The 14,686-nt window shown below is 59.0% G+C and carries 13 protein-coding genes; 10 read left to right on the top strand and 3 right to left on the bottom strand.

Annotated elements, in window-relative coordinates:
• Window positions 1-88: 88 nt before the first annotated feature.
• A complete protein-coding gene (locus QMX84_RS23395) occupies window positions 89-553 on the bottom strand; it encodes a methylglyoxal synthase (RefSeq protein ID WP_123749769.1) in 465 nt (154 codons plus the stop codon).
• A 4-nt stretch (window positions 554-557) separates the two neighbouring features.
• Complete coding sequence (gene gap, locus QMX84_RS23400) at window positions 558-1,559, bottom strand: type I glyceraldehyde-3-phosphate dehydrogenase (RefSeq protein ID WP_262125098.1); 1,002 nt, start codon at window positions 1,557-1,559, stop codon at window positions 558-560.
• Window positions 1,560-1,766: 207 nt separating this feature from the next.
• Here gap and edd point away from each other — a divergent pair, with 207 nt between their 5' ends.
• The 4 genes from edd to QMX84_RS23420 all read left to right on the top strand — a co-directional run bounded on the left by edd (window position 1,767) and on the right by QMX84_RS23420 (window position 6,886).
• Window positions 1,767-3,593 (top strand): phosphogluconate dehydratase, encoded by a 1,827-nt coding sequence (edd, locus tag QMX84_RS23405; RefSeq protein WP_282364892.1) that lies wholly within the window; start codon window positions 1,767-1,769, stop codon window positions 3,591-3,593.
• Window positions 3,590-4,546 (top strand): glucokinase, encoded by a 957-nt coding sequence (locus QMX84_RS23410; protein ID WP_282364893.1) that lies wholly within the window; start codon window positions 3,590-3,592, stop codon window positions 4,544-4,546. The genes edd and QMX84_RS23410 overlap by 4 nt, the downstream gene beginning before the upstream one ends.
• Window positions 4,547-4,704: 158 nt before the next feature.
• Entirely contained in the window at window positions 4,705-5,436 is a 732-nt protein-coding gene (locus tag QMX84_RS23415; protein ID WP_262125096.1) for a response regulator transcription factor, read from the top strand.
• Window positions 5,426-6,886, top strand: a complete 1,461-nt coding sequence (locus QMX84_RS23420) for an ATP-binding protein (protein WP_123749772.1) — start codon at window positions 5,426-5,428, stop codon at window positions 6,884-6,886. The genes QMX84_RS23415 and QMX84_RS23420 overlap by 11 nt, the downstream gene beginning before the upstream one ends.
• Here QMX84_RS23420 and QMX84_RS23425 read toward each other — a convergent pair.
• Complete coding sequence (locus tag QMX84_RS23425; protein ID WP_048367945.1) at window positions 6,855-7,502, bottom strand: AP2 domain-containing protein; 648 nt, start codon at window positions 7,500-7,502, stop codon at window positions 6,855-6,857. The two genes, QMX84_RS23420 and QMX84_RS23425, sit on opposite strands and share 32 nt — an antisense overlap.
• Window positions 7,503-7,853: 351 nt before the next feature.
• Here QMX84_RS23425 and QMX84_RS23430 point away from each other — a divergent pair, with 351 nt between their 5' ends.
• The 6 genes from QMX84_RS23430 to QMX84_RS23455 all read left to right on the top strand — a co-directional run bounded on the left by QMX84_RS23430 (window position 7,854) and on the right by QMX84_RS23455 (window position 14,616).
• Complete coding sequence (locus QMX84_RS23430; protein WP_282364894.1) at window positions 7,854-9,140, top strand: ABC transporter substrate-binding protein; 1,287 nt, start codon at window positions 7,854-7,856, stop codon at window positions 9,138-9,140.
• A gap of 115 nt (window positions 9,141-9,255) precedes the next feature.
• Window positions 9,256-10,164, top strand: a complete 909-nt coding sequence (locus tag QMX84_RS23435; protein WP_123749774.1) for a sugar ABC transporter permease — start codon at window positions 9,256-9,258, stop codon at window positions 10,162-10,164.
• Window positions 10,157-11,002, top strand: a complete 846-nt coding sequence (locus QMX84_RS23440; protein ID WP_048367940.1) for a carbohydrate ABC transporter permease — start codon at window positions 10,157-10,159, stop codon at window positions 11,000-11,002. The genes QMX84_RS23435 and QMX84_RS23440 overlap by 8 nt, the downstream gene beginning before the upstream one ends.
• A 2-nt stretch (window positions 11,003-11,004) precedes the next feature.
• Window positions 11,005-12,168, top strand: coding sequence for an ABC transporter ATP-binding protein (locus QMX84_RS23445; protein ID WP_153433139.1), 1,164 nt, complete (start codon window positions 11,005-11,007; stop codon window positions 12,166-12,168).
• A gap of 93 nt (window positions 12,169-12,261) precedes the next feature.
• Window positions 12,262-13,611, top strand: coding sequence for a carbohydrate porin (locus tag QMX84_RS23450; protein WP_048367935.1), 1,350 nt, complete (start codon window positions 12,262-12,264; stop codon window positions 13,609-13,611).
• A 141-nt stretch (window positions 13,612-13,752) separates the two neighbouring features.
• The gene (locus QMX84_RS23455) at window positions 13,753-14,616 is read left to right on the top strand and encodes a D-hexose-6-phosphate mutarotase (protein ID WP_048367934.1); all 864 of its coding nucleotides are present in this window, start codon (window positions 13,753-13,755) and stop codon (window positions 14,614-14,616) included.
• Window positions 14,617-14,686 lie beyond the last annotated feature (70 nt).

Genomic DNA, 14,686 nt, shown 5'->3' on the forward strand with positions numbered 1-14,686 from the left:
CGATTGGGGCGACGCGGTCTGAGGGTTGACCGAGTCGATCCTCTTCGCGAGCAAGCCCGCTCCCACAAGATGTGTGTTTTATTCCAGGTTAAACCCGGCCTTTCAAATACGCGGCGTAATCGGGAATGCGATGTTCGTGCGGCTGGTTCATCAGGGGGCTGCTGAGCAAATAGTCAGCGGTGCATTCATTGCTCGCCACCGGAATGTTCCACACTGCCGCCACGCGCAGCAGGGCCTTGATGTCCGGGTCGTGGGGCTGTGGCTCGAACGGGTCCCAGAAAAACACCAGCATGTCGATTTTCTGCTCGGCGATCTGCGCCCCCACCTGTTGATCACCGCCCAGCGGGCCGCTGATCATGCTTTCAATCGGCAACCCCAGGCGCTTGCTCAATAACAGGCCGGTGGTGCCCGTTGCGCACAAGTCATGCTGGCTGAGCGCGGCCTTGTGGCGTTCGGCCCAGTCCAGCAAAAACCCTTTGCAGTGATCATGCGCCACCAGGGCGATGCGCTTGCGCGCCGCCAAGGTGGCCGTGGTGAAGCTGATACCGATCATCGCGTCACTCCGCGTTGTGCAGCGCCAGGCAGTTGTCGAGCATACGGTTGGAGAAGCCCCACTCGTTGTCGTACCACGCCAGCACTTTGAGCAGCTTGCCGCTGACCTTGGTGTGGTTGGCGTCAAAGATCGACGACAGCGGGTTGTGGTTGAAGTCGCTGGAAACCAGCGGCAGGCTGTTGTAACCCAATACCTTGGAGTGCTGGCTGGCTTCTTTAAACACCGCGTTCACTTCTGCCGCCGTGACTTCGCGCGTCAGTTCAACGGTCAGGTCGACCAGCGACACGTTGATCACCGGCACGCGTACCGCCATGCCGGTCAGCTTGCCGGCCAGCTCTGGCAGCACCAGGCCTACGGCTTCGGCGGCGCCGGTTTTGCTCGGGATCATGTTCTGCGTGGCCGAACGCGCGCGGTACGGGTCGGTGTGATAAACATCGGTCAGGTTCTGGTCATTGGTATAGGCGTGGATGGTAGTCATCAGGCCGTTGGCAATGCCGAACTCGCGGTTGAGGATTTGCGCCACAGGCGCCAGGCAGTTGGTGGTGCACGATGCGTTAGAAATGATTTGATGCGATTGGCGCAGAATGTCGTGGTTGACGCCATAGACCACCGTCGCATCGGCATTTTTACCCGGCGCCGAGATAATCACCTTACGCGCACCGGCCGTAATGTGCGCCTCTGCTTTACTGCGCTCGGTGAAGAAGCCGGTGCACTCAAATACCACATCAACCTTCAGGTCGGCCCAGGGCAGTTCAGCCGGATTACGGATGGCGGTCACCGCAATTCGGTCACCATTGACCGTCAGACTTTCCTGATCATGCTCAACAGTGGCATCGAACGTGCCGTGAACGGTGTCGTACTTGAGCAGGTGAGCGTTGATGGAACTGTCGCCCAGATCGTTAATGGCGACGATCTGCAAGTCCTGTCGGTAGCCTTGGGTATACAGTGCTCGCAGGACGTTACGGCCGATCCGGCCAAAACCATTGATTGCGATTCGTAATGTCATGGACAGCACCTGTCATCAATTTGTTGTTGGAATTACAAGATTATTCTCATAAAAATAGAAAACAAGCCATTTAAGTGGCAATATTTTGTTTTATCTACAACGAGTGACCTGAATCAACGGGTCCGAACGACTGAGCACGCGTCTGCGAGCCTCAGTCAGCATAGGACACGCACAGGTCGCCACATCCGTTAGCCTGGAGTTCAACACATGCATCCCCGCGTTCTTGAAGTCACCGAGCGTCTTATTGCCCGCAGTCGAGCTACCCGCGAGGCGTACCTGACGCTTATTCGTGATGCGGCCAGTGACGGACCGCAACGCGGCAAGCTGCAATGTGCCAACTTTGCCCATGGCGTGGCCGGATGTGGCACAGAAGACAAAAACACCCTCAAGCTGATGAACGCCGCTAACGTGGCAATTGTTTCGTCATATAACGACATGCTCTCGGCGCACCAGCCTTACGAGCACTTCCCGGAACAAATCAAGCAAGCCCTGCGTGAAATGGGCTCTGTGGGCCAGTTCGCGGGCGGCACCCCGGCCATGTGCGACGGCGTGACCCAAGGCGAGGCCGGCATGGAGCTGAGCCTGTTGAGCCGCGAAGTGATCGCGCTGTCGACCGCCGTGGCGCTCTCGCACAACATGTTCGACGCGGCGCTGATGCTGGGCATTTGCGACAAAATCGTGCCGGGTCTGCTGATGGGCGCTCTGCGCTTCGGTCATCTGCCGACCATCTTTGTGCCGGGCGGGCCGATGCCGTCGGGCATTTCCAACAAAGAAAAAGCCGACGTACGTCAGCGCTACGCTGAAGGCAAAGCCAGCCGCGAAGAGCTGCTGGAGTCTGAGATGAAGTCCTATCATAGCCCCGGCACCTGCACCTTTTACGGCACCGCCAACACCAACCAGTTGCTGATGGAAGTGATGGGCCTGCATTTGCCCGGTGCTTCTTTCGTCAATCCTTACACGCCATTGCGCGATGCCCTGACTCGCGAAGCGGCGCATCAAGTCACCCGTCTGACCCAACAAAACGGTAATTTCACCCCGTTGGGCGAGATCGTGGACGAGCGTTCTCTGGTCAACTCCATCGTTGCCCTGCACGCGACCGGCGGCTCCACCAACCACACCCTGCACATGCCGGCGATTGCCATGGCGGCGGGTATTCAGTTGACCTGGCAAGACATGGCCGACCTGTCCGAGGTGGTGCCAACCCTGTCCCATGTGTATCCAAACGGCAAAGCCGACATCAACCACTTCCAGGCCGCTGGCGGCATGGCGTTCCTGATTCGTGAACTGCTCGAAGCCGGGTTGTTGCACGAAAACGTCAACACCGTGGCCGGTTACGGCTTGAGCCGCTACACCCGCGAACCGTTCCTCGTGGATGGCCAATTGGTCTGGCGTGATGGCCCGATCGAAAGCCTCGACGAGACTATTTTGCGCCCGGTGGCCCGTGCGTTCTCGGCCGAGGGCGGCCTGCGTGTGATGGAAGGCAACCTGGGGCGCGGGGTCATGAAGGTCTCGGCGGTTGCGCCGCAGCACCAGATCGTCGAAGCCCCGGCGCGGGTATTCCAGGACCAGCAGCAACTGGCCGATGCCTTCAAGGCCGGTGAACTGGAACGCGACTTTGTCGCCGTGATGCGTTTTCAAGGCCCGCGCTCCAATGGCATGCCAGAGCTGCACAAGATGACGCCGTTCCTGGGCGTGCTGCAGGATCGTGGCTTCAAAGTGGCGCTGATCACCGACGGGCGCATGTCCGGTGCATCGGGCAAAATCCCGGCGGCGATTCATGTCAGCCCCGAGGCAGAAGTGGGCGGCGCGCTGGCGCGGGTCCAGGACGGTGACCTGATTCGCGTCGATGGTGTAAAAGGCACGTTGCAACTGTTGGTGGATGAGGCAGAATTCGCCGCACGCACCCCGGCTGTCGGCACCTTGAGCAATGCCGTCGGTACCGGGCGCGAGTTGTTTGCGTTTATGCGTCAGGCCTTCAGTTCGGCCGAGCAGGGCGCGAGTACCTTTACCTCGTCTCTGGAATCCCTGAAATGAAACTCGCCCTCGTCGGTGATATTGGTGGCACCAACGCCCGTTTTGCCCTCTGGGAAGACGAGCAATTGCGTTCAGTCAGCGTGTTGGCCACGGCCGATTACGCCTGCCCGGAAGACGCAATCACGGTTTACCTCAATGAGTTGAACCTGGCGCCCGGTGCGGTGGGTTCGGTGTGCCTGTCGGTGGCCGGGCCGGTGAGCGGCGACGAGTTTCGCTTTACCAACAACCATTGGCGCTTGAGCCGGTCGGCGTTTTGCGAAACCTTGCAGGTCGACCACCTGCTGCTGATCAATGACTTCAGCGCCATGGCGCTGGGCATGACGCGCCTGCAACCCGAAGACGTGCGCCAGGTGTGCCCCGGCATTGCCGATCCGGCGCGCCCGGCGGTGGTCATCGGGCCAGGCACGGGCCTTGGCGTGGGCACCTTGCTCAACCTGGGCGACGAGCAGTGGATGGCCTTGCCGGGGGAGGGCGGTCACGTCGACCTGCCCATGAGCAACCCGCGTGAGGTACAGCTTTGGCAGCACATCTACAACGAAATCGGCCACGTCAGCGCCGAAAGCATTTTGAGCGGTAGCGGTTTGCCGCGTGTGTATCGAGCGATCTGTGCGGTCGACGGGCATGAGCCGGTGCTGGACAGCGATCGGGCGATCACTGCGGCGGCGTTGGTGGGTGATCCGGTGGCGTTGCAGGTGCTGGAGCACTTCAGTTGCTGGCTGGGCCGTGTGGCCGGTAACAACGTGCTGACAGTCGGCGGGCGTGGCGGGGTGTACATTGTCGGCGGCGTGATTCCGCGCTTTGCCGATATTTTTGTGGCCAGCGGTTTTGCCCGAAGCTTTGCCGACAAAGGCTGCATGAGCGACTATCTCAACGGCATCCCGGTCTGGTTGGTGACCGCACCGTACTCGGGCCTTATCGGCGCCGGCGTGGCACTGCAACAAGCGTTCGGTTGATAGGTGTAGCCGCTGCCGAAGAATGAGGCTGCGATGGGTTGCGAAGCGACCCCCGATCGGCGGTCCTGCGGCCCACATCGCAGCCTCGTACCTCGTCAGCGGCTACACAGCTTCGCCCTTTTAGAGCTATGTCATAACAACAATAAGGATCAGCGCCTGTGAGCACATCCGGCAAATCCATTTTGCTGGTCGATGATGACCAGGAAATTCGCGAGCTCCTTGATATCTACCTCACCCGTGCCGGCTTTCAAGTGCGCACCGTGGGCGACGGCGCGGGCTTCAGGCGGGCGCTTGATGAGCAGGCCAGCGATTTATTGATCCTGGACGTGATGCTGCCCGACGAAGACGGTTTTAGCTTGTGCCGCTGGGTCCGCCAACACCCGCGTTTTGCGCAAATTCCGATCATCATGCTCACCGCCAGTTCCGATGAAGCCGACCGGGTCATCGGCCTGGAACTGGGCGCCGATGACTATCTGGGCAAGCCTTTCAGCCCCCGCGAGCTTCAAGCGCGCATCAAGGCCTTGTTGCGCCGTGCGCAGTTTTCCAGTGCGAGCGCCGGTCATGAAGTTATGGCGTTTGACGAGTGGCGGCTCAACACCGTGACCCATCGGCTGTTTCATACCGATGGCGAAGAGGTGATTTTGTCAGGGGCTGATTTCGCCTTGCTCAAGCTGTTTCTGGACAACCCGCAGCAGATCCTCGATCGCGACATGATCGGCAACGCCACCCGTGGCCGCGATCTGATGCCGCTGGATCGCATAGTCGACATGGCGGTCAGCCGTTTGCGCCAGCGCTTGCGCGACACCGAGAAGCCGCCACGGCTTATCCGCACGATCCGTGGCAGCGGTTACCAGTTGGCGGCTGAGGTCACCGTCGGAAATGGCCATTAAGTTTTTATCCCGCCTGCATCTCCCCCGTTCGCTGCTGGGCCGCATGTTGCTGCTGACGCTGCTGGCCATTTTGCTGGCGCAGACGTTGTCGAGTGCCATCTGGCTCTCACAATTGCGCACCACCCAGCTTGAAGGCCTGGTCAACAGTGCCCGCAGCATGGCTCATTCGATGAACGCCACGGTGACGTACTTGCGCTCCTTGCCGCTGGCCTATCGCCCGCTGGTGCTGGATCAAATGCGCAGCATGGGCGGCACGCGCTTTGTCGTCAGCCTCAATGACCGGCCGCTGGACATGCAGGTGCTACCGCCAACCCAGCGCAAACAGGCGGTGCTGGACGCCGTGGACCAAGTGCTGCGCCAGTCGCTGGGGCCTGATGTAGACCTGTCAGTGAAGTTTGTCAGCCCCCAGGACTTACGCATTTTCAACGCGGGCCTGAAGCTCGATGAGCTGCCGCGTTCGTGGGCGCACTTTGCTCTGACCCTGGAACCGGTTGACCCGCCGGTGCTGGTGACGCAGATCCAGATGGCCCAGGGCGAGTGGCTGTACATCGCGTCCTTGCTGCCCCAGCCCTACACCAGCCTTGAAGAAGAAGGGCTGCCGGCGCTGCAACTGTGGTTTATCGTGCTGAGCAGTATCTTTTTGCTGTTGTTTATCGGCGTGCTGGTGCATTGGCAAAGCCGCCCACTCAAGCGTTTGGCGAGGGCGGCCCGTGACATGTCACTGGGCGAAGACGAGGTCCAGCCTGTCGAAGTGGGCGGTGGCAGCGAAGTGGTTGAAGTGGGGCGGGCCTTTAACACTATGCGTGCACGCATCAGCCGGTATCTGACCGAGCGGGGTCAGTTATTCAGCGCCATCTCCCATGACCTGCGCACGCCCATCACCCGCCTGCGCTTGCGCGTAGAGCTGCTCGATGACGAGCAACTGCAATACAAGTTTGGTCGCGATCTGGACGAGCTGGAAATGCTGGTCAAAGGTGCGCTGCAATGCGTGAAAGACACTGACATTCACGAGAATATCGAGCCGGTCGACGTCAATACTTTGCTCGACTGTCTGATAGAACCCTATGTGCTACCGCAGGGGAATGGCCGGGTAACGTTGCAGGGGCGAGCCACCAGCCCCTATCACGGCAAACCCCTGGCCCTGCGCCGCTGCATGGGCAACCTGATTGATAACGCACTCAAGTACGGCACCAACGCGCACTTGCGCATAGATGACAACGAGCAAGCGTTTGTGCTGACCGTCGACGACGAGGGGCCGGGCGTGCCCGAACAGCGCCTTGAGCAGGTGTTCGAGCCGCACTTTCGCCTGGCCGGGCAGCAGCAAGGCTACGGTCTGGGGCTGGGGATTGCGCGCAGCATCGCCCACAGCCATGGCGGTGAAGTGAGCTTGCAAAACCTGCGTGTGGGCGGCTTGCGTGTCACTTTGTACTTGCCGCGAAATGCCGACTGATAGACAGGCTGGCCTGCTCGGCGCTGATCGGCAGTATGCGTTCCATCTGCGTGCCAGAGACCTCCTGGGCGGTGGGCTTGGGCTCGCGGGGCTTGTGCATGGCCGCCTTGATACGGTTCTCGCGCACGCGCCGGCTGGTCTGGCTGAAGTGATGCTGGAGCTTTTCCATGGCGACATCGTAAGGGTCGCTGCACAGGGTTAACTGCCGTTCACGTTCCTCAAGCGCCAGCTGTTTGGCCTGGTCATCGCCATATTTATCAATGCGAAAACTCTTGCTCAGGTTGTAGCCGTGAATGCGCGTGGTGGCGCGCCAGTAATCAATCTGATTGGACTGCACGCGATACACGCCGGGGTGGCCGCTGGTGTTATGCGGCATCAGGCGCTGGCGGTCTTCATAGGTGAAAGACTGCGGCATTTTCAGCACCAGTTGGTTACGCAAGTTTTCTGCGGCCTCCAGTGCAGGAATCTCGCCGCCATATTGGTCGAAAGCAAAGTGATGCACATGCACTTTGCCCGCGCGTTGAATATCGATTTTCCAGGCGTAGGGGCGACCTTCCTGATCTTTGATGGGGTAAATGAAGCAATGATTCCGGGACGTTAAGTTACGTTCTGTCATGGCTAAAATCTCCTGAGGGGGTCGGCATCCGTTCTTTTTCTACGACGATGAGTAGCAGACTCGCTGATGTTATTTGCGGGTACAACGTGGGAAAACGACTTCGGGATGCGTCCTACAGGCAATGCGGAAAAAACTGTATCTCGTAAGGATTTCAAAGGTTCTGGCCTACAAGAAGCCTGACGTTGCTTATGCTGAAAGATCGCAAACAGCCCCGCGACTGCGTTTTTGAATGTCACCAGACGGTGACAAACAGACGTCTCTTCGTTACTTGAGGCGGGTGGCGCGTGGATACACTCATTCGTAGCGCAAGCAAAAGACTTGCACAGCTATAACAACAAGAAAGGGCATCTCATGAATTCATTCAATCGCCTCGCCGTCGTTATCTCTCTCGCCACACTATTCCCCCTGAGCAGCTATGCCGCCGACTCCAAAGGTTCGGTTGAAGTGGTGCACTGGTGGACGTCAGGTGGCGAAAAAGCTGCTGTCGATGTGCTGAAGGCTCAAGTTGAAAAAGACGGTTTCACCTGGAAGGACGGCGCTGTCGCCGGGGGTGGCGGTGCCACCGCGATGACCGTACTGAAAAGCCGCGCTGTGGCGGGTAACCCGCCGGGCATGGCGCAGATCAAAGGGCCGGACATTCAAGAGTGGGCGTCTACAGGGCTGCTCGACACTGACGTGTTGAAGACGGTCGCCAAAGACGAGAAGTGGGACAGCCTGCTCGACAAGAAAGTCTCCGACACCGTGAAGTACGACGGTGATTACGTGGCCGTGCCGGTGAATATCCACCGCGTGAACTGGCTGTGGATCAACCCTGAAGTCTTCAAAAAAGCCGGTATCGAAAAACCACCGACCACCCTCGAAGAATTCTACGCAGCCGGTGACAAGCTCAAGGCAGCGGGTTTTATTGCGCTTGCCCACGGCGGCCAGCCTTGGCAGGACAGCACCGTGTTTGAAGCGGTGGTGCTCTCGGTCATGGGCGTCGATGGCTACAAAAAAGCCCTGGTTGACCTCGACAACGATGCGTTGACCGGCCCGCAAATGGTCAAGGCGCTGACCGAGCTGAAGAAAGTCGCGACCTACATGGACGCCGATGGCAAAGGCCAGGACTGGAACCTGGAAGCGGCCAAAGTCATCAACGGCAAGGCCGGCATGCAGATCATGGGTGACTGGGCCAAGAGTGAATGGACCGCCGCCAAGAAAATCGCCGGCAAAGACTATGAGTGCGTAGCCTTCCCGGGCACCGACAAAGCCTTCACCTACAACATCGACTCTTTGGCGGTGTTCAAGGTGAAAGACAAGGGCACTCAGGCCGGTCAACAAGACATTGCCAAGGTGGCGCTGGGTGAAGACTTCCAGAAAGTCTTCAGCATCAACAAGGGCTCGATTCCGGTTCGCAACGACATGTTGAGCAACATGGAAAAGCTCGGCTTTGACGCCTGTGCCCAGACCTCGGCCAAGGACTTCCTGGCTGACGCCAAATCCGGCGGCCTGCAGCCAAGCATGGCGCACAACATGGCGACCACGCTGGCCGTGCAGGGGGCGTTCTTTGACGTAATCACCAATTACATCAACGACCCTAAAGCCGACCCGGCCGACACCGCCAAAAAACTTGGCGCAGCGATCAAGTCCGCCAAGTAACCCCCTCCTGTAGGAGCGAGCTTGCCTCGCGATCTTTTGAGGCTCTAAAAGATCGCGAGACAAGCTCGCTCCTACCCGGAGCAGTCTCTACTTTTTCCTCGCACGGATTTCCACCATGAGTTCTGTTGCTGCGTTCAGGAAAGTCTCGCCCTTCGATGTGTTGCAACGCTGGCTACCCAAGCTGGTGCTGGCGCCGAGCATGATCATCGTGTTGGTGGGCTTCTATGGCTACATCCTGTGGACGTTCGTTCTGTCGTTCACCACGTCGACCTTTCTGCCGACCTACAAGTGGGCGGGTCTGGCGCAATACCAGCGTTTGTTCGACAACGACCGCTGGTGGGTTGCCAGCAAGAACCTGGTGGTGTTTGGCGGCATGTTTATCGGCATAACCCTGGTGATCGGCGTGACCCTGGCCGTGTTTCTCGACCAGCGTATCCGCCGCGAAGGGTTTATCCGCACGATTTATCTGTACCCGATGGCGCTGTCGATGATCGTCACCGGTACCGCCTGGAAATGGCTGCTTAACCCCGGCATGGGTCTGGACAAGCTGCTGCGTGACTGGGGCTGGCAAGGCTTTCGCCTCGACTGGCTGATTGACCCTGACCGCGTGGTGTATTGCCTGGTCATCGCCGCCGTCTGGCAGGCATCGGGTTTTATCATGGCCATGTTTCTCGCGGGCCTGCGCGGGGTGGATCAATCGATCATCCGTGCCGCCCAGATCGATGGCGCAAGCTTGCCGCGTATTTACTGGAAAGTGGTGCTGCCGAGCCTGCGCCCGGTGTTCTTCAGTGCGGTGATGATTCTCGCGCACATCGCGATCAAGAGCTTTGACCTGGTGGCGGCGATGACGGCCGGTGGCCCGGGTTACTCGTCAGATTTACCGGCCATGTTCATGTACTCCTTCACCTTCAGTCGCGGCCAGATGGGCATGGGCTCGGCCAGTGCGATTCTGATGCTCGGGGCGATTCTCGCGATCATCGTGCCTTACCTGTATTCCGAGCTGAGGGCCAAGCGAAATGACTAGTCTGACCGGCAAACGCTCACTAAGCCTGAGCCGCATCGCGATCTACGCGGTGCTGATTGTCGCGGTATTGCTGTACCTGGTGCCTTTGGTGGTGATGCTGCTGACCAGTTTCAAAACCCCGGAAGACATCAGCACCGGCAACTTGCTGAGCTGGCCGAGCGTGGTCACCGGCATTGGCTGGGTCAAGGCCTGGGCCACCGTTGACGGTTACTTCTGGAACTCGATCAAGATCACCGTTCCGGCGGTACTGGCATCGACTGCCATCGGCGCGTTGAACGGCTACGTGCTGTCGATGTGGCGCTTTCGCGGTTCGCAGTTGTTTTTCGGCTTGCTGCTGTTTGGCTGCTTCCTGCCGTTCCAAACCGTGCTGCTGCCAGCCTCGTTCACCCTCGGCAAGATGGGCCTGGCCAGCACCACCACGGGCCTGGTGATCGTGCACATCGTGTACGGGCTGGCGTTCACCACGCTGTTTTTCCGTAACTACTACGTCAGCATTCCCGACGCACTGGTGAAGGCCGCGCGTCTGGATGGCGCGGGTTTCTTCACGATCTTTCGGCGGATCATTTTGCCGATGTCGACCCCGATCATCATGGTCTGCCTGATTTGGCAGTTCACCCAGATCTGGAACGACTTCCTGTTCGGTGTGGTGTTTTCCAGCGGTGATTCCCAGCCCATTACCGTGGCGCTGAACAACCTGGTCAACACCAGCACCGGGGTCAAGGAATACAACGTGGACATGGCGGCGGCGATGATCGCCGGGCTGCCGACCCTGCTGGTCTATGTGGTCGCAGGCAAGTATTTCGTGCGCGGGCTGACGGCCGGCGCGGTCAAGGGGTAATCATGGCAACGCTCGAGCTTCGTAACGTAAACAAGACCTATGGTGCTGGCCTGCCAGACACCCTCAAGAACATTGAACTGTCGATCAAGGACGGCGAGTTTTTGATCCTGGTCGGGCCTTCGGGCTGCGGCAAGTCGACGCTGATGAACTGCATCGCGGGCCTTGAGAACATCACTGGCGGCGCGATCATGATTGACGATCAGGACGTCAGCGGCATGAGCCCCAAGGATCGCGACATCGCCATGGTGTTCCAGTCTTATGCGCTGTACCCGACCATGAGCGTGCGCGAGAACATCGAGTTCGGCCTCAAGATCCGCAAGATGGCTCAGTCGGCCATTGACGAAGAAGTGGCGCGGGTTGCCAAGTTGTTGCAGATCGAGCACTTGCTCAATCGCAAGCCCGGCCAGTTGTCCGGTGGTCAGCAGCAGCGGGTGGCGATGGGGCGTGCGCTGGCACGTCGGCCCAAGATCTACCTGTTCGACGAGCCGCTGTCCAACCTCGACGCCAAGCTGCGGGTCGAGATGCGTACTGAAATGAAACTGATGCACCAGCGTCTGAAGACCACCACCGTCTACGTGACCCACGACCAGATCGAAGCCATGACCCTGGGCGACAAGGTTGCGGTCATGAAGGACGGCATCATCCAGCAGTTCGGCACCCCCAAGCAGATCTACAACGACCCGGCCAACCTGTTCGTCGCCAGTTTCATCGGTTCGCCGCCAATGAATTTCATTGGTCTACGCTTGAAGCGTCAGGACGGCCGCTTGATGGCCGTGCTAGACAGCGGGCAGGCACGTTGTGAGTTGCCGCTGGGGGTGCAGGACGCAGGGCTTGAAGAGCGGGATGTCATCGTGGGGATTCGTCCCGAGCAGATCATGCTGGCACCCCATGAGCCCAATGGCCTGCCCACGCTTCGCGCCGAAGTCAAAGTGACCGAGCCCACCGGGCCGGACACGCTGGTGTTCGTCCAGCTTAATGACGTCAAAGTGTGCTGCCGCCTGGCACCTGATGTTGCGCCGCAAGTGGGCGAGAGCCTGAACTTGCAGTTCGATCCGGCCAAGGTCCTGCTGTTTGATGCCCAGACAGGTGAGCGTTTAGGGGTTGGCGCTGCGTTATCCGCCCAGGACAGCAGGGGCGATAACGTCGCCCAATTCAAAGGACGCTAAAGCTGCACACAAGGACGCGTGTTGTTTCTGGCTGAAGATGTTGTAAACCGCGTTAGATAAAAACAGTTAATAACAAAAGACGAGGATTTTGGGATGAAAAAGCAACACGGCAATACCCGGTTGTTCTGCCAGCTGTCAGCGGCCGCCGTGCTGGTTATGTCTGCCAATGCGATGGCAGACGAAGCGTTCAGTGCCGATTCAAAATGGATGACCGGGGATTGGGGGGGCGAGCGGACCAAGCTCATCGAACAGGGCATCGACATCAAGGCTGATTATGTCGGTGAAGTAGGCGCCAACCTGCATGGCGGCTACAACAACAATAAAACTGCGCGTTACAGCGACCAGTTTGGTCTGGGCGTGGCGCTGGACCTGCAAAAGCTCTGGGGCTGGGATAACACCCAGGCCAAGATCCAGCTCACCAACCGTAACGGTGAGAACATCTCCAACGACCGTATCGGCGATCCGCGTGCCGGCACCTTGAGTTCGTCGCAAGAAGTCTACGGCCGTGGGCACATGGTGCGACTGACCCAGTTGTACATCCAGCATCAGTTCCTCGATGGCAAGCTCGACGTCAAAGCCGGTTACTTCGGTGAAGGCGAAGACTTCAACACCTTCCCGTGTGAATTCCAGAACCTGGCGTTCTGCGGGTCTCAGGTGGGTAACTGGGCAACCAACATCTGGTACAACTGGCCGGTCAGCCAGGCGGCTCTGCGCGTGAAATACAACATCACGCCTGAGTTCTACGCACAGATCGGTGCCTACAACCAGAACCCGTCGCAACTGGAGCACGGCAACGGCTTCAAACTCAACGGCAGTGGCACCAAAGGTACGGTCTTGCCGGTCGAGCTGGTCTGGTCGCCCAAGGTCAACAACCTGCCGGGCGAATACCGCATCGGTTACTACAAAAGCTCGGCCCCAGCGCCTGACCTGCGTGAAGACATCAACGGCCAGGACGCAGCTACCACCGGGCAACCGTATCGCATGCATGACAGCAAGCACGGTTACTGGCTGGTTGTGCAGCAACAACTCACCAGCCACAACGGTGATGCGTCGCGCGGCCTGAACGTTGCCGCCAACGCAACCTTCCATGACAAGGCCACCAACATCGTCGACAACTACCAGTCGTTGATGTTCGTGTACAAAGGCCCGTTCGATGCGCGTCCAAAAGATGACATCGGCATTGGCTTTGCCCGCATCCACGTCAACGACCAAGTGAAGAAAAACGCTGAGCTGGCCAACGTCGCCAATGATGTCACCAACTACGACAGCCTGTCGTACTCACCGCTGCGCGACACCGAGTACAACTACGAGCTCAACTACGGTATCCACGTGACCAATTGGCTGACCGTGCGTCCCAACTTGCAGTACATCACCCACCCCGGTGGCGTGGACAAAGTGGATAACGCATTGGTGGCCGGTTTGAAAATTCAGTCGGTCTTCTAACGGTTGTTGCGATAAGCTCCTTTTCGTTATGCGTAATTTCCGGATAGCCTGTGCTATCCGGTTTTTTTTGGGGAGGGCGCTTTGATGCAGACGAGGCCGTTTCCAAAGGGTTGGACGACATGATTTTCAGGACTGTGGGACATGCATGAGCATCCGCTTCACCGTTTTTTCAAATCAAAGCGTGAGCAGCCGATTTTCCAGTGGGAGCGTTTTCAGCAACGCGACGTACTGGTCATCGACCACCCGCACTGTCAGGCCGTGTTCAGTCGTCAAGGTGCGCAGTTGCTGCACTTCAAGCCGACCGGGCAAAAGCCCTGGTTGTGGTGCGCGGCTAAATGGCCTCAAGTGGGGGCGATCCGTGGTGGCGTGCCGATCTTTTGGCCGTGGTACGGGCGCCATCCCAGCGAAAATGCCTGGCCGTCCCATGGCTGGGCGCGGCTGATCGACTGGAAACTGCTGGACAGCAGCACCGACGAAGAAGGTGTTTCGCTGCACTGGCGTTTGCAGTTGTGCGACTGGCAGGTTGATCTGCACGCCCGGCTGGGCGAAAGCATGGAACTGCGCCTGAGCACCGAGCACCAGGACGACGAACCTTGCCAGGTCAGCCAGGCGTTGCGGGCTTATTGGCGGATTGGAGACGTGGCTGAGGTAGCGCTGTCTGGGCTTGATGGTGTGCGCGGATACGACCAGCTCAATCGCGAGGCGTGCCAGCAAAAAGGTGAACTGCGGGTGGTGGGTGGATGCCAGCGCGTGTTCCAGCACGAAGGTGAAATGCAGCTAAACGACCACGCTTGGCAGCGCGCCCTGAGCATCGACACCGGCGATCATGCCAACACCGTGGTCTGGCATCCGGGCAAGCGGCCCTTGCTTGGCGTGAGCTGGAATGAAGTGATGGGGTTTGTCTGTGTCGAATCCGCCAGCACTGGCGCCCAGACCCAAAGCCTGGCCCCCGGCGAACAAGCGCACCTGAGCCTGCAGGCGCGGGCAGGGCTGTGTAACGCCTGACCCACAAAAAACTGTAGGAGCGAGCTTGCCTCGCGATCTTTTGCCCTTTTAAAAGATCGCGAGGCAAGCT

Origin of the sequence: Pseudomonas sp. PS01297 (genome assembly GCF_029959305.1) — a bacterium.
GTDB lineage: Bacteria > Pseudomonadota > Gammaproteobacteria > Pseudomonadales > Pseudomonadaceae > Aquipseudomonas > Aquipseudomonas helleri.

Coding starts and splice junctions, on each gene's coding strand:
- QMX84_RS23450 (WP_048367935.1), top strand. CDS start 12,262: ATGAAAAAGCAACACGGCAATACCCGGTTGTTCTGCCAGCTGTCAGCG.
- QMX84_RS23435 (WP_123749774.1), top strand. CDS start 9,256: ATGAGTTCTGTTGCTGCGTTCAGGAAAGTCTCGCCCTTCGATGTGTTG.
- QMX84_RS23440 (WP_048367940.1), top strand. CDS start 10,157: ATGACTAGTCTGACCGGCAAACGCTCACTAAGCCTGAGCCGCATCGCG.
- gap (WP_262125098.1), bottom strand. CDS start 1,559: ATGACATTACGAATCGCAATCAATGGTTTTGGCCGGATCGGCCGTAAC.
- QMX84_RS23455 (WP_048367934.1), top strand. CDS start 13,753: ATGCATGAGCATCCGCTTCACCGTTTTTTCAAATCAAAGCGTGAGCAG.
- QMX84_RS23410 (WP_282364893.1), top strand. CDS start 3,590: ATGAAACTCGCCCTCGTCGGTGATATTGGTGGCACCAACGCCCGTTTT.
- QMX84_RS23445 (WP_153433139.1), top strand. CDS start 11,005: ATGGCAACGCTCGAGCTTCGTAACGTAAACAAGACCTATGGTGCTGGC.
- QMX84_RS23430 (WP_282364894.1), top strand. CDS start 7,854: ATGAATTCATTCAATCGCCTCGCCGTCGTTATCTCTCTCGCCACACTA.
- QMX84_RS23425 (WP_048367945.1), bottom strand. CDS start 7,502: ATGACAGAACGTAACTTAACGTCCCGGAATCATTGCTTCATTTACCCC.
- edd (WP_282364892.1), top strand. CDS start 1,767: ATGCATCCCCGCGTTCTTGAAGTCACCGAGCGTCTTATTGCCCGCAGT.
- QMX84_RS23395 (WP_123749769.1), bottom strand. CDS start 553: ATGATCGGTATCAGCTTCACCACGGCCACCTTGGCGGCGCGCAAGCGC.
- QMX84_RS23420 (WP_123749772.1), top strand. CDS start 5,426: ATGGCCATTAAGTTTTTATCCCGCCTGCATCTCCCCCGTTCGCTGCTG.